This window comes from Pseudomonas sp. NBRC 100443 (assembly GCF_030268185.1).
In the GTDB taxonomy this organism is placed as follows: Bacteria; Pseudomonadota; Gammaproteobacteria; order Pseudomonadales; family Pseudomonadaceae; genus Pseudomonas; species Pseudomonas citronellolis.
Window position 1 is genome coordinate 149,692 of the sequence record NZ_BSQE01000004.1, and the last position, 14,015, is coordinate 163,706.

The 14,015-nt window shown below is 63.3% G+C and carries 11 protein-coding genes and 1 pseudogene; 3 read left to right on the forward strand and 9 right to left on the reverse strand.

Annotation, left to right across the window (positions count from 1 at the left end; genetic code table 11):
- Positions 1-125 precede the first annotated feature (125 nt).
- The 3 genes and pseudogenes from QSJ95_RS32965 to QSJ95_RS06955 form a co-directional block, all read right to left on the reverse strand.
- A pseudogene (locus QSJ95_RS32965) lies at positions 126-959 on the reverse strand (HAMP domain-containing protein); the annotation flags it as partial.
- 38 nt (positions 960-997) lie between these two features.
- Entirely contained in the window at positions 998-1,849 is an 852-nt protein-coding gene (locus QSJ95_RS06950) for an alpha/beta fold hydrolase (RefSeq protein ID WP_285641065.1), read from the reverse strand.
- Positions 1,846-3,546, reverse strand: a complete 1,701-nt coding sequence (locus QSJ95_RS06955) for a class I adenylate-forming enzyme family protein (protein WP_285641067.1) — start codon at positions 3,544-3,546, stop codon at positions 1,846-1,848. Before QSJ95_RS06955 ends, QSJ95_RS06950 begins: the two co-directional genes overlap by 4 nt.
- Before the next feature lie 237 nt (positions 3,547-3,783).
- Here QSJ95_RS06955 and QSJ95_RS06960 point away from each other — a divergent pair, with 237 nt between their 5' ends.
- Positions 3,784-3,936, forward strand: a complete 153-nt coding sequence (locus QSJ95_RS06960; RefSeq protein WP_285641070.1) for a hypothetical protein — start codon at positions 3,784-3,786, stop codon at positions 3,934-3,936.
- Between the two features lie 354 nt (positions 3,937-4,290).
- On the opposite strand, the gene QSJ95_RS06965 is transcribed toward QSJ95_RS06960, so the two are convergent.
- From QSJ95_RS06965 to cysQ, 6 genes are all read right to left on the reverse strand, one after another.
- Positions 4,291-4,995: a GntR family transcriptional regulator gene (locus tag QSJ95_RS06965; RefSeq protein WP_285641072.1), complete on the reverse strand. Its 705-nt coding sequence runs from the start codon at positions 4,993-4,995 to the stop codon at positions 4,291-4,293.
- Between the two features lie 433 nt (positions 4,996-5,428).
- Entirely contained in the window at positions 5,429-6,202 is a 774-nt protein-coding gene (locus QSJ95_RS06970; RefSeq protein ID WP_285641074.1) for an SDR family NAD(P)-dependent oxidoreductase, read from the reverse strand.
- A gap of 25 nt (positions 6,203-6,227) precedes the next feature.
- On the reverse strand, positions 6,228-7,415 hold the full coding sequence (locus tag QSJ95_RS06975) for a sulfotransferase family protein (RefSeq protein WP_285641076.1): 1,188 nt from the start codon (positions 7,413-7,415) through the stop codon (positions 6,228-6,230).
- A 37-nt stretch (positions 7,416-7,452) separates the two neighbouring features.
- Complete coding sequence (locus tag QSJ95_RS06980) at positions 7,453-8,697, reverse strand: hypothetical protein (RefSeq protein ID WP_285641078.1); 1,245 nt, start codon at positions 8,695-8,697, stop codon at positions 7,453-7,455.
- A gap of 23 nt (positions 8,698-8,720) precedes the next feature.
- Entirely contained in the window at positions 8,721-9,257 is a 537-nt protein-coding gene (locus QSJ95_RS06985) for a VOC family protein (RefSeq protein ID WP_285641081.1), read from the reverse strand.
- Positions 9,258-9,259: 2 nt separating this feature from the next.
- Positions 9,260-10,033: a 3'(2'),5'-bisphosphate nucleotidase CysQ gene (gene cysQ, locus QSJ95_RS06990; RefSeq protein ID WP_285641083.1), complete on the reverse strand. Its 774-nt coding sequence runs from the start codon at positions 10,031-10,033 to the stop codon at positions 9,260-9,262.
- Between the two features lie 1,067 nt (positions 10,034-11,100).
- Here cysQ and cysD point away from each other — a divergent pair.
- Complete coding sequence (gene cysD / locus QSJ95_RS06995; RefSeq protein ID WP_285641336.1) at positions 11,101-12,084, forward strand: sulfate adenylyltransferase subunit CysD; 984 nt, start codon at positions 11,101-11,103, stop codon at positions 12,082-12,084.
- Positions 12,084-13,994: a sulfate adenylyltransferase subunit CysN gene (gene cysN / locus QSJ95_RS07000; protein WP_285641085.1), complete on the forward strand. Its 1,911-nt coding sequence runs from the start codon at positions 12,084-12,086 to the stop codon at positions 13,992-13,994. Before cysD ends, cysN begins: the two co-directional genes overlap by 1 nt.
- The last annotated feature ends 21 nt before the right edge of the window (positions 13,995-14,015 follow it).

The window sequence follows — 14,015 nt, forward strand, 5'->3', positions numbered from 1 at the left end:
GAAGCGTCGTTCTGGGTTTCCGCCGCGTTGGCCAGCTGCCGGGCGGCCTCATGGGTGGCGGCGCCGACCTCGGTGAGGCGCGAGGCATTCTCCAGCACTTCCCTCAGGCTGTCCTGCACGCTGTCGAGCAGATGATTGAAGGCGCCGGCGGTCTGCGCGATTTCATCCTGGCCGTGCACCCCAACCCGTGCCGTGAGGTCGCTGTCGCGGCCGATCAGGACGATGCTGTTGCGGGCCATGTCCAGGCTACCGCTAATGTTGCGGACCAGCAGCGCGGCGAACAGGCCCAGGCCTAGGAGTGCGGCGGCGAATACCGAGGCGATCGACAACTGGGCATGCTCGCCGACGCGTTGTCCTTCCCGCTGAGCGCCCTGCGCCGCGGCATCGGCCGCCTCGATCATCTTGCTGATCGTGCCGTCTGCGCGGTTGAGCGGCATCGAAACGAATTCATCAAGGCTCTGCAGCATGGTGCTGCCTTGGGTGACCGATGGCCAGTCGCTGGCCGAGGCAATATCGACGATGGCCTTGGTGCTGTTCTGCGAGGCCTGGGCCCAGGCCTTCCAGTCGTCTTTCAGGGCATTCCAAAGCGCCTGCTCGTCAGCGTCCTTGGCGCGTTGGGCGTGGCGCTGGTAGGCCTCTTCGAGTTGCTTGTCGGTGTTGCGTTTTTCATCGAGCAACGCGGAGAAGAAGCCTTGAGCTTCCGCCACGGGATTGTCGACGCTTTCGTACTGCTGCGGGTTCCAGGCAGCGGCCTCGCGGGAGATCAGGAGGGCCTTGAGTTGCCACATGCGGATCGAAACCAGTTCGTTGAGGGCCGGCAGGTTCTTCTGGCTGATCTGCTCGAGTGAGCGATCGACCTGGAGCACCCCCAGGTGGCCTGCGATGCCGAGCAATACCAGAGCGACGATGGCCAGGGCGACCAGAAGGGCCAGCTTAAGTCTGATGGTGAGCTTTCTCATTGTTGTTATCCATCCATGCACACGAGGCAGCGGGAGAGTCAGGCGGGAGGGTGGACCTCGGTAAGGAAGCCGAGCAGTGCGTGGGTGAAGGTCTCGTTGCTATCGCCCGCGACCATGTGGCCGGCATCGAGGACGTTGATATAGCGTGCGTGTGGCATCAGTTTGAGGAAGTGACGCACGTGTTCCTCTCCCACGAGTTCACTGCGGGAGCCGCGAATCAGTAGGGTTGGTTGTGTGATTGCAGCTGCCGCCAGCTCATGGCGCGATGGGAGGGTTTGTGGTGTGCTGTCCAGGCTACTGAAGAGGCGAGGATCCCAGTGCCAGTAGTAGCGACCGTCACGCAGACGTAAGTTGCGCTGTAGTCCTGACAGATCCTTGGGTTTGGGGCGGTGCGGGAGATAGCGAGCAATCACCTCCGCGGCCTCCGCGTAGCTGGCGAACCCTTGTGGATTGGCTTGCATGAACGCCCTGATTCGCTCGGCTCCTTGTCGATCGACCTTCGGTGCAACGTCGACCAGCACCAGGGCAACTGCGCAGTAGGGGTGCCGGGCCAGGGTGTTGAGGGCGATCAATCCGCCCAGGGATGCACCGACCAGGACCGGTGGTCGAGGCAGACGCCTGAGTACTGCCAGCAGGTCTCCGACCTGTGTCTCGATGCGGTAGTCGGCATCTATTGCCCAATCGCTGTCGCCGTGACCGCGTAGGTCCATGCTGACCACGCGATAGCCGGCGGACTGGATCCTTCCGGCACTGGCGCTCCAGGCATGGCGGGTCTGCCCACCACCATGCAGGAAGACCACGCCGGGAGCATCCTCCGCACCACCGAAGCTCACCGCCAGGCGCTGGCTGCCGTTGTGGTAGAGGGTGCTACGCAGGTGTGGGCGGCTCATTGCTCGTGAATTCCCAGCTCACGCAGCAGGGCATTGCGCAACTGGAACTTCTGAATCTTCGAGGCGGACATCGGCCACTCCTCGACGAAGCGCACCAGGCGCGGCACCTTGAACGAGGAAATCTCGCTGCGACAGAACGCCATTAGCTCGTCGGCGCTGACCTGGCTGCCGGGTGCCAGTTCGATGAAAGCGGCGGGAACTTCGCTGTACTTCTCATCCGGTATGCCCACCACCTGGGCCAGCTTCACGGCGGGGTGGCGGGCCAACTGGACCTCGATCTCCGCAGCAGCGACGTTCTCGCCGCCGACCTTGAGCATATCCTTGAAACGGCCATAGAACATGACGTGGCCATTCTCGTCGAGCGAGCCGATATCGCCGGTGTGGAACCAGCCGTCGGTATCCAGGGCTTCGGCCGATTTCTGCGGATCACGGTAGTAGCCATCGAACAGGTTATAGCCGCGCACCAATACCTCGCCGCGTTCACCCACAGGCATCTCCAGTCCGCTCTCCGGGTCGATGATGCGGACTTCCTGACCGATCATCGGCAGGCCAAGGCGGCTGAAGCCCAGTTCGGGGTCCATGCCCCAGTGGGCGGTGGAGACGATGCCCGAGGCTTCGGTCATGCCGAAGGTACCTGCCTGCAGTGTCTGCGGCATGGCCTTGCGGAATGCCACGCCGACGCTCTTGGGCTGGGCAGCGAAACAGCTGTTCATCAATCGCACGCTGGAGAGATCAGTTGCGCCGAAATCCGGGTGATAGATCAATGCTTGGAGGAATGTGACGAAGGGGCTGAAGACCATGCTCACCTTGTGCTCGCCGAGCATTTTCAGCGCCAACCCTGGTTCGAAGTGCCCCATGCCGAGGTAGCAGCCACCCACGTCGATGATCGCCAGCAACGGCAGCATGGCTGCAATATGGAACAGCGGTAGCGGCGACCAGAGCTTGTCGTCGTGGGTCAGTTGGAATCGATGGCGACCCAGCACGCTGCTATTGCGTGCCATGGCTTCATGGGTGATTAGGCAACCCTTTGGGTTGGAGGTGGTGCCGGAGGTGTAGAGGATCAGCCCGTAGTCACGCAGGCGTACCGAGACGCGGGTGCGGTGAACTTCCAGTTCGCTGACCCGGCTGGCGTGATCGTAGAAGGCGGCACGGCCGACGAAGCCGGTGGGTTGGCTGTCGCCCAGCAGTACTAGGTTGCGCAGGCGAGGGGCTTCGTCCAGGACCAGCCGGTAGGCGTCGGTGCTGCCCGCAAGGCTGGGCAGAGCAGTGTTGAGACGTTCGACGAAGTCGACGTGCTCGGCTACGGTATCGGTGGTGACCAGGGTCACCAGGTCGGCATTCTCGACCACATAGGCCAGCTCATTGGCTTTGTAGCGAGCGTTGATCAGTACGGACACTGCGCCACAGAAAGCCACCGCGAAGAACACCTGGACCAGTTCCGGCGACGTCGGCATGAGGATGCCCACGTGTTCCCGCGGCTTTACCCCCATGGCCTTGAGCCCGCGCGCGGTGTGCATGGCCCGCTCGACCAGTTCGGCATAGGTCCACTGACAGTCGGGGAACACCAGCGCGGGGCTGTCCGGGTAGCGGTCATAGGCCTTGAGCAACAGGTCGCCAATGGTGGATACCTCGATACGGCTGCGTACCGGGTCCTCTCCCACGTAGGGCTCGAAAGCGTGGGGTAGGGGCTGGTTCATGGGCATTCTCCTCGCGGCAGCTGAGCTGGCTGTTCTTATGCCGGCGACTATTGCAGATGCCCTGAACCACGACTTCTATCTTTTTCGATAGGTGGGGTGCTGTAGGTGAGGAGTGGAGGAGAGGCGTGGGCTGCCATGCTCTGAGGGAGCAATGGTTTCGAACGGCTGCTCTCAGTTGTGGATCCAACCGATGAGCGCAACACTTAGAACTTTGCGTAAGCGGGGGGAGTGTTGAAGATGAAGCAAAGACTTCAGGTTCTACTGCTACGAAAGCCAGAATCCGATAATGGGATCGCGTTGTTATCTACCAGCATGCAGGCTGATCCCGGTTTTGTAGATTTCCGCCGCATTGCGGAATTTGAATTCGCGCGCCTGGAAGCGCGCGGTTGAGTTACCGCCCGCGGATACAGGAGAGCGAGACGGTTTCCTGAAGCGCGTCGCGGAGTTGTTCCAGTGACTACTGGGTCACGACGTAGCTGCTGCCAAGGCGTACCGCCTCCGACGGGGCCGTGGCCTCCAGGTCGCCGATGATGAACGGTGGAGCGTGGAAGGCTCACGGCCTTAGAAATGGCCATGACAGCCAAGAGCCCCGAACTGCCCAGCGACCCCCAGGAAACCCACCTATGGCTCAACTCTCGTGAGTCTGTCGCGCGCTAACGTATCGTAACGGGGCGGGCGGTGGTGCCGTATGTGTCTTACCGAATATCGCGAGGCCGGCCATCACGGGCTAATCCCGAAGCTGACTTAGCCCTTCAGTGTTTCGTGGGTGAGCACACTGCACGTGGTGGTTTCGTAATGCTGGGCGAGGAGCAGGCAGGCCTTGTCTACTTCCCGCGCCAAGGCTGCGTCTAGCAACTCGTGGTGTTCGCCGGGAATGTTGCGCTGGGCGCCGTCCTCGTAGTGCACCGAGAGCATGCGATAGCGTGCGGTCTGGTCGCGCAGAAGCTGCGACAGGCGCAACAGCCAGCGAGAGCGGCAGTTGGCGAGCAACGCCTGGTGGAAGGCCTCATGGGCCCTCTCCCATTCCGGCCGTATCAGCCGTTCCGGGCCTTCGACTATGGGGAGGCGGCTCAGCCGATGGTGGGCTGCAATCAATTCGCTTTCCCATTCCAGGTCGCCGTTGCCGATGGATTCGGCCAGGGCCTGGCATTCGATGAGCACGCGGGTGTTGGTGATGTCGCGGATCTCCTCGGCGGAGATGCGTCCGACGCTGAAGCCCTTCTGGTCCTCGGAGTTGACGAAGCCGCTGGCGGCCAGGCGCGACAAGGCTTCGCGCAGCGGGATGACCCCGGCGTCGTAGTGTTCGGCCAGCTCCTTCAAGCGCAGGCGGCTGCCGGGTGCAAGGCGACCATTGATGATGTCTTCGCGGACCCGGGCCTCCAGTTGCGAGGCCATGGTGCGCTTTTCCGAGACTTCGGGCTGTTCCGCCCAGCGTTCAGCTCGGTTCATGGGCTGTATGTACCACGGATGGAGGAGGTTGGAACGAATGATACACGCGAGCGCTTTTTATCGATAATTACAGGGAAATATATTTTATCGTTGATGGCTGTTTTCCCCGGATTGGCTTGGAGCCCATGCCGTCCCGCCTGGTGGTTGTCATGAACCACCGCAAGAAGTCAGTTTCAGGCGCTACGTTCGCTCCTCTCAGCAAGGTCGCCCCGCAATGGCGCGTTTTCACTGCCGACGGTGACGGGGCTCGGCGATGAATCGCCGTTGGTTCGCGGTGTGGGGCTGGATATCTGAGCTTGCGCACCTTTCCTGTCGTTACAGTCTCGAGTCACCGAACCAGCTTGTGAGTCACCCGGATGGAGTTTGGAAGTAGCCGCCGCGTGCCGCTCGGGTTGTACTGATGGCACGCGACGACCTCTCTCCGTCTAGGTCATCAAGAAAGCGTGCCGACCCGACCTCCCTCGGTGTAGATGATGCTGCCAGTGGTGTAGCTGGACGCATCGCTGGCCAGTAACAGCGCTGCACCGACCGCTTCGTCGGCGCCGCCGATACGCTGGATGGCGTTGCGGGCGGCCAGGTTGTAGCCCTTGTGGTGCTCAAGTTCCACTCCATCGGGGCTCATCGAGCCGATACACACCGAGTTCACCCGGGCATGGGGTGCCAGCACCTTGGCCAGTTGGCGGGTCAGCATGCTCAGCGCAGCCTTGCTCGAGCCGTAAGCTAGCGACGGTGCGATCGGAGTGAAGCCGCCGCAGCTCTGCACGGTGATGAAGCTGCCCTTGCCGTGGCCGAGGAAGTCGGCGTGTAGCAGTTCGGCCAGGCGGTAGGGCGCCAGTACGTTGACCGCGAGGGCGGTCTGCCAGACCACATCGGTGTTGCCCCAGATGCCGGCGTCGATTTCCACCACTCCTGCGGCGGCGTTGTTGAACACCACGTGTACTGGGCCGAAGGCCAGGTGGGCCTGCTCGACCAAATTATGCAGTTGGTCGGCCTGGCCGACATCGGTGGGTACGCCGATGGCTTTGCCGCCGGCGGCATGGATTTCATCAACGATCCGGGCCAGGCGCTCTTCGGAGCGGGCGGCGAGGACGACGTTGGCGCCTACCGCGGCATAGGCCTTGGCGACATGCTCGCCAACGCCGGGGCCGACACCGGTGACGATGGCGGTGCGACCATCGAGACGGAAACGATCGAGTACATGGGACATGTTCTGGCTCCTGAAGGGGAGGGGGTTAGAAGAAGTCGCCGCAGAGGCGGTAGTAGAGAGGCAGCCGCTCGCGGACTTCTTCGGCGCTGAGGCCGAACTCCTCCGGACGATGCTTGTGCTTGCCCAGGCGCTGTGTCGCGTTGCCTGCTGCATCGCCTTCCAGGCGGCGTTGATGTTCTGCATTCCATGGCAGATCGAAGTGCTCATGGATGCGCCGCACTACCGCATTGCGGTCGGCGATCACATCGCGGTGGGGGATGTCGATGACCGCGCGCTCAATGGCCGGGTCGGATAGGCGGCTGGTGCAGGCCCGTTCGATGGCGGTGCTCCACATGTCCAGCACTTGGCGGCCTACGCGCTTGGGTTCGAAGTCGATGCCGATGATTTGGCGGAATTGGCAGATCATGCTGGTCAGCGACGATAGGGCGAACAGCGGGTCGCGATGTGTCCAGATCAGTCCCGCATCGGGATAGGCTTCGATCAAGCCATCCAGGTCGAATAGGTGACCCGGCGACTTCAGCGTCCACCGCCCGCGCGGGCCTTTCCATTGCAGTTGCTGGAGCAGGCGCTTGTGGGTGCGGTACTGGCCCGGCGGACGCACTTCGCGCAGCCACTCGGAGTAATTCGGCACCGACCATTCGGCGAAGAACTGCGTTGTGGCGAAGTGGTGGGTGAGGGCCAGGTTGCACTCGCTAGGGTTGGTCGCTTCGAAGTGCTGGATATCAGCGAGCGCTGGGGCGAGCTGGAGTATCTGGGCGAACTGCTGGTTAAGGATGGTGATTCGTGGATCGCTGTCGAAGGTCGCCGCCTCGGTGGCCGGCCAGGGCATGGCGAACTCCCAGTCGCGCGGGGTACGGGTGTCCGGATCGAGCGCCAGGAGGTCGTAGAGAACGGTGGTGCCGGTGCGCGGCAGGCCGATGACGATGATCGGACGTTCGATGCTGGCCTGGACGATTTCCGGGTTCAGGCGCGCGTCTTCGGTCAGGCGCAAGCGAGTGACAAGGCTGTGTTGCAGGCGGGCCTGAGCCTGCTGGAAGAACTCGGCCGGCGCCTGGATTTGGTTGAGCGAGTCGACCAGGCGCTCAAGTCCGATCTGAAAGCTAGCGTCATCGCCCCAGTCACTGAGGCCGCTTTCCTGCTGGGCGGCGCGCATCAGTTGCGGGACGTCGAGCGCTGCGCCACGGGCGGTGGTAGCAGGGGATGGCTGATTCATGCTGATCTCCGTTCTTGTTGTTGTGGTCGATAGCGGATTAGCGAAAGCGCAGGCGGTACTGCAAGGCACGCGGTTCTATTTGGGCGCGGCGTTGCTCCAGGGTGACCGTCGGGCAGCCGGGGGGGAGGTGTGCCGCCAGTGCTGCCAGGTCGACGAGCTGGCAGCCGCGAATCAGGCTACTGGCGTCGATCTCGGCGGCGAAGCCTTGCCAGCGCAGCAGCAGCCAGCCGTGGTGCAGGCCGCAGGTGTCGATCCAGTTATGCACGCCCGGATCGCTAACGCTGACCACGAAGGTCACACTGCCGTCGGGGTTGGTCGCCTGTTGGCTGCTATTGAGGCTGCTCTGGCGATACAGCGGGTCGGGTGCCACAGTCCAAGGGTCGGCGACCTGGAAGCCGCTGTAGCGCGCTCCGGCGTGCTCGATGGTGATCAGCAGCGCCTGATCGTCGGCGAGCTCGAAGCGGCCGCCCGCCAGATACCCCCAGTTAGCCTGGCGGCCGATCGGACCGACTAGAGTATTGGGACGGGGTTGGTCGAGAAAGCCGTTCTTGAAGCCGGACCAGAAGCTCACGAAGGCCGGCAGGAAGTCCGCCACGCGCCGGACCAACTGCCCCTCGTCCAGTCCTACTGGGAATGCTGGGCCGTCCAGCCGTTCAATGCTCAGCATGGTGGCTTGCTGGCGCCAGTCGGAAAAGCTGTCGCGGGCATACAGGGTGAGGCGGCCGGGCCGAGTCTGTATATGGTTGGCGACGCCTTCAATTGGTTGCGGCCCAATGCCGACGCTGAAGCGGCCCTGCTCGTCGCACTCGATTTCCTGGCTTGTGAGCATCCACAGGTGCTCGCCGATGCCAGCGTGGTCCTGCGGCTCGACCTCCAGCTTGAGGCTGAAATTGGCCGTGCGGTTGGCGGCGAAGTGGCCGCGTAGCAGGTAGCGGCTCGCGCCGTCGATGGGCATTTCGCGGTTTACGTTGTCCGGGTTGTCGACTGCAAGTGCCGCTCCTGGGTAGAAGTGGCCGTGCCAGGGGCGCGGGGTGTTGTCGACGTTCCAGGTTATCTGGGGGGCGCCGGGATTGCCGTTGGCCTCGCGCATGGCGAGCGCGAGGGTCCACTGGTCGAGTGCGCGCTCCAGGCCGAGGCGTCCTTCGCCGGTGGCTATCGCGGGGTCGTCGGCGAGCAGGCGGCAGCGCGCCTGTTCACGCGCGCTGCGCACTGCCGGGTGTTCGCTTAGACGCAGGGCCAGGCGTTCGGTGTCCAGTTGCTGCGTTGTGGCAAGGGGATTCATCGCAGGTTCCTCGCTGGGGCGGCTCATGCGAACAGCTCGCTCATGGGGCGCACCGGATCGCTGTACCCGTCCCATGCCTGGTGGGCCAGGGAAATCCGTTGCAGTTGCTGGACGATCATCGGCGACAGGTCCATCAGCTCGATGAACCCGCCGTTGTCGGCGCGGCTGTCGAACATTGCACAGCGTTCGCCACCGGGCATGCTGCCTTTGAAGGCCAGCGCGTAGCCGGCTTCGCTGAAGCGCCTGAAGCCCTCGTCGTAGTCGATCCGCGGCATGACGTGGTGATAGCCCGGGCCGCGACTGTCCAGGACCTCGCGGAACACCGACGGATGCTCGCCCAGCGGTTTGACTAGCTCGATGACCAGGCCGCCGCTACCGCCAAAGGCGACCTGCAGTGCCACGGGGGTGGCCACGCCACGATGGAACTGTCCGTCGCTGAAGTGCATCTCGCCCACGAAGAACGGGCCGGCACCGAGGACTTCAGTCCAGTGCCACAGGGCTGCGTCCATGTCGCTGACCACATGGCAGAGTTCGATGATGCTTCCGTCTGGCTGCAGCATGTTCAGGCCTCCGCACCGCTGGCGACGAAGTGCGGGTTGGCGAAGTCGGCCTTGCCGTACGCCAGTTCGTCGCCAGCCAGCGTCCGCAGTGACCCGCCGGCGGCGTTGAGCACCGCATGTCCGGCGGCGATGTCCCATTCCATGGTGCGGCCCAACCGTGGGTAGAGGTCGGCCTGACCGCTGGCCACCAGGCACAGTTTGAGCGAGGAGCCGGCGCTGAGGCGGGCGTTCACCTGGTAGCCGGCGAGGAACTTGTCCAGCGCTTCGGCATCGCCATGGGAGCGGCTGGAGACCACGTCGATCCCGGCCTCGGGGATGCGGCGGACGTTGATTGGGCGACGGCCGTCGATGTCTTCGATGAAGGCCCCCAGGTCGCGCGTGCCGGCGAACATCCTGCCAAGGGCTGGAGCCAGCACCACGCCGAGCAGCGGTTGCTGATCGTCGATCAAGGCGATGTTGACGGTGAACTCCCCATTTCGGCGGATGAATTCCTTGGTGCCATCCAGTGGGTCGACCAGCCAGAAGCGCTTACCCAGTGCGGGGATGCGTCCGGCGCAAACGGCTTCCTCGGCAACGATCGGCAGGTCCGGGGTGAGCTGGCGCAGCGCCTCGACGATATGGGCTTCGGCGCGCTCGTCGGCGGCGGTGACCGGGGAACTGTCGGCCTTGCCGCGCACCTCGATATCTCCGCCGTATATATCCAGGATCAATGCGCCTGCGTGGCGCGCAATCGCTATGACCTGTTCCAGAAGGTGCTCTTGTTCGCTTGCATGCATCGCGGGTTTCTCCTGTTGCTGGGACGTGACCATGCGCTATTGTTTGTACTTGTTGGACAATATTGATTCAAAGTGTTCTTTTCCACTCGGCCGATAAATCTTTAAGAACAACAATCGGAGACGCCGACATGCCGGGGCCGCGAAGCCATTCCCTGGAGCAGCTCAACCGCCAGCGTCTGCGTGCGGTGGAGTTGCGCCTGGCGGGACAAACGCTGAAGAACATCGCTGCCAGCACCGGCCTGAGTGCGCCGACCATCATTGCGGCCTACAAGGCTTACCTCGCTGGCGGATGGGCTGCGGTCCCGGCGAAACCTCGCGGGCGCCAGGCGGGCGATGGGCGGGTGCTCGGCGCGCAACAGGAAGCCGAGTTGCTGGAACTGCTGACCTCCGTGCGCCCGGACGATCTCGACCTGCCGTTCCTGCTCTGGCAGATGGAGGCATTGCAGGCGCTGGCCGAGCAGCGCCTCGGCCTGCGCCTGCCGGCACGCACGGCCAGCCACTATCTGCAACGCTGGCAACTCAATGCCCCGAAGCCCGCGCAACGTATGGCCGAAGCCACGCCGGCGGTACGCCGCTGGTACGCGAACACCTATCCGGAGGTCCGCAACAAAGCGCGGGAGGAGGGGGGGGAGATCTTCTGGGTGGACGATGTCAGCCTGCGCCTGCCGACCGATCAGCGACGCCTTGGCCTGATGCGCTGCGTAAGCAATCGCGGTCACTTGCGCTGGATGACCTATGAAGGCGGCTTGCGCGCCCCCTACCTGATCGATTTCTTCAGCCGCCTGATGCTCGAGTCCGGCTGCAAGGTGTTCATCCTCTTCGAGGGGATGCACTGGCAGCGTGCGGCCACTTTCGGTGCCTGGCTGGGAGAGCGCGCCAGCCAGATCCAGGCCTATCACCTGCCGGACCGCCATGGCATGGCTTGGGCAGCGCAGTCGTTGGCGACACAGCTGCGGCCGACGGCCAGCGCGCCCAATGGGGAGTCGCGCCCCACGGGTCCCTGGGCGGAGTTCCTCGCCAAGCCCCTGGTGGCGACGGCCGACCCGATGCTGAAAATGCTGCGCGTGATGTTAAAACTTCAAGCAGCCGATACGCCGCCGACAGCCTCTCCCTATGTTGGAAAAAAGCCACGACAACGAGAGGAAAGAACCATGGCCCTGACCCACCTCCAGCGACTGGAGGCCGAGAGCATTCATGCGATGCGGGAGGTTATCGCCGAGGCGGACAACCCGGCGATGCTCTACTCCGTCGGAAAGGACAGCGCGGTCATGCTGCACCTGGCGATGAAAGCCTTCTATCCGGCCAAGCCGCCGTTCCCCTTGCTGCATGTCGACACCACCTGGAAGTTCCAGGAGATGTACCGTTTCCGCGACCAGATGGTCAGCCGCCTTGGCGTCGAGCTGTTGGTGCATGTCAACCAGGAAGGCCTGGAGATGGGCATCAACCCGTTTTCCCATGGCTCGCAGATCCACACCGACGTGATGAAGACTCAGGCGCTCAAGCAGGCGCTGGATCACCATGGTTTCGACGTGGTGTTCGGCGGCGCCCGGCGCGACGAGGAGAAGTCCAGGGCCAAGGAGCGCATCTTTTCGTTCCGCTCCGCGCAGCACCGCTGGGACCCGAAGAACCAGCGGCCCGAGCTATGGCACCTGTACAACGCGCGCAAGCACAAGGGGGAGTCGATACGGGTGTTTCCCCTGTCGAACTGGACCGAGCTGGACATCTGGCAATACATCCATCTGGAGAACGTTCCGATCGTTCCCCTGTACTTCTCGGCCATGCGCCCGGTGGTCGAGCGTGACGGGGCACTGATCATGGTCGACGACGAGCGCATGCCGCTGCGGCCTGGCGAGGTGCCGATGATGCGCAGCGTGCGCTTCCGCACCCTGGGTTGCTACCCGTTGACCGGCGCGGTCGAGTCCACGGCCGACACGCTGCCCGCGATCATTCAGGAAATGCTCCTGACCCGCACCTCGGAGCGCCAGGGGCGGGTCATCGACCATGATGCCGCGGCCTCGATGGAGAAGAAGAAACAAGAGGGGTATTTCTGATGGCACATGTATCCAGCCTGATCGCCGAAGACATCGAGCAATACCTGCAGGCCCATGAGCGCAAGAGCCTGTTGCGCTTCATCACCTGCGGCAGCGTCGACGATGGCAAGAGCACGCTGATCGGTCGCCTGCTCTACGAGTCGAAGATGATCTTCGATGACCAGCTCACGGCCCTCGAGGCCGATTCGAAGAAAGTCGGCACCCAGGGCGGCGAACTGGATTTCGCCCTGCTGGTGGACGGCCTGGCCGCCGAGCGCGAGCAAGGCATCACCATCGACGTGGCCTACCGCTTCTTCTCCACCGAACGGCGCAAGTTCATCGTGGCCGACACCCCGGGCCACGAACAATACACGCGCAATATGATCACCGGCGCCTCGACGGCCGATGTCGCGGTGGTGATGGTCGATGCCCGGCGTGGTGTTCTGACCCAGACCTGCCGCCATAGCTACCTGGTGTCCCTGGTGGGGATCCGCAAGGTGGTGCTGGCGGTCAACAAGATGGACCTGATGGAATACTCGGAGAAGGTCTTCAACGCCATCGTCGACGAGTACCGGGCGTTCGCCACGCAGATCGGCATCGAGGACGTCACGGCGATTCCCCTATCGGCGCTGCGCGGCGACAACATCCTCGAACAGAGCGAACAGTTGCCCTGGTACCGCGGCTGCACGCTGATGGGCTACCTGGAAACCGTCGAGATCGACGAAGAGCGGCAGCGCAAGCTGTCCTTCCGCCTGCCGGTGCAGTGGGTGAACCGGCCCAACCTGGATTTCCGTGGATTCACCGGGACCATAGCCAGTGGCGTGATCCATCCCGGCGACCGGGTACGTGTGCAGCCGTCCGGGCGCGAAAGCCGGGTGGCGCGTATCGTCACCCTGGATGGCGACCTACCGCAGGCGGTGGCGGGGCAGTCGATCACCCTGACCCTGACCGACGAAATCGACATCAGTCGCGGCGACATCATCTCCACGGCGGACGACCCTGTCAGCGTGGCCGACCAGTTCCAGGCCACCCTGGTCTGGCTGGACCAGAGCCCGATGCTGGCGGGACGCTCGTATCTGCTGAAGATCGGTGGCAAGACCGTCAACGCGACCCTGGCGGTGCCCAAGTACAAGATCAACGTCAACACCCTGGAGCACCTGGCTGGCAAGCAGCTCGAACTCAACGAGATCGGCGTCTGCAATCTGTCGACCGACATGGCGATCTGCTTCGATGCCTTCAAGGACAATCGCGAGACCGGCAGCTTCATCCTCATCGATCGCCTGAGCAACGCCACGGTGGCGGCCGGTCTGCTGGAGTTCCCCCTGCGCCGGGCGCAGAACATCCATCTGCAGCACGTCGATGTCAGCAAGGGCGCACGTGCCGAACAGAACGGGCAGAAGCCGGTGGTACTGTGGTTCACCGGGCTGTCCGGGGCGGGCAAATCTGCGATCGCCAACCAGTTGGAGAAGCGCCTCTATGCGCTGGGCCGGCATACTTACCTGTTGGATGGCGACAACGTGCGCCACGGGTTGAATCGCGATCTCGGCTTCACCGACGCCGACCGGGTGGAGAACATCCGACGCATCGCCGAGGTGGCGAAGCTGTTCGTCGACGCCGGGCTGATCGTGCTGACTGCCTTCATCTCACCGTTCCGCGCTGAGCGCGACCTGGCGCGTAGCCTGCTGCAACCCGACGAGTTCATCGAAGTGTTCATCGATACGCCGCTGGCGATTGCCGAGGAGCGCGACCCCAAGGGTCTGTACAAGAAGGCCCGGCGCGGCGAGTTGAAGAACTTCACCGGCATCGATTCGCCTTACGAAGCACCACTCAACCCCGAGTTACGCATCGATACCACGAGACAGACCACTGATGAAGCAGTGGGCCTGATCATCGATTTTCTGCTTGCACGCGGATGTATTCCGGCGGAATAGAAAAGAGGCTGTCAGGCGTAA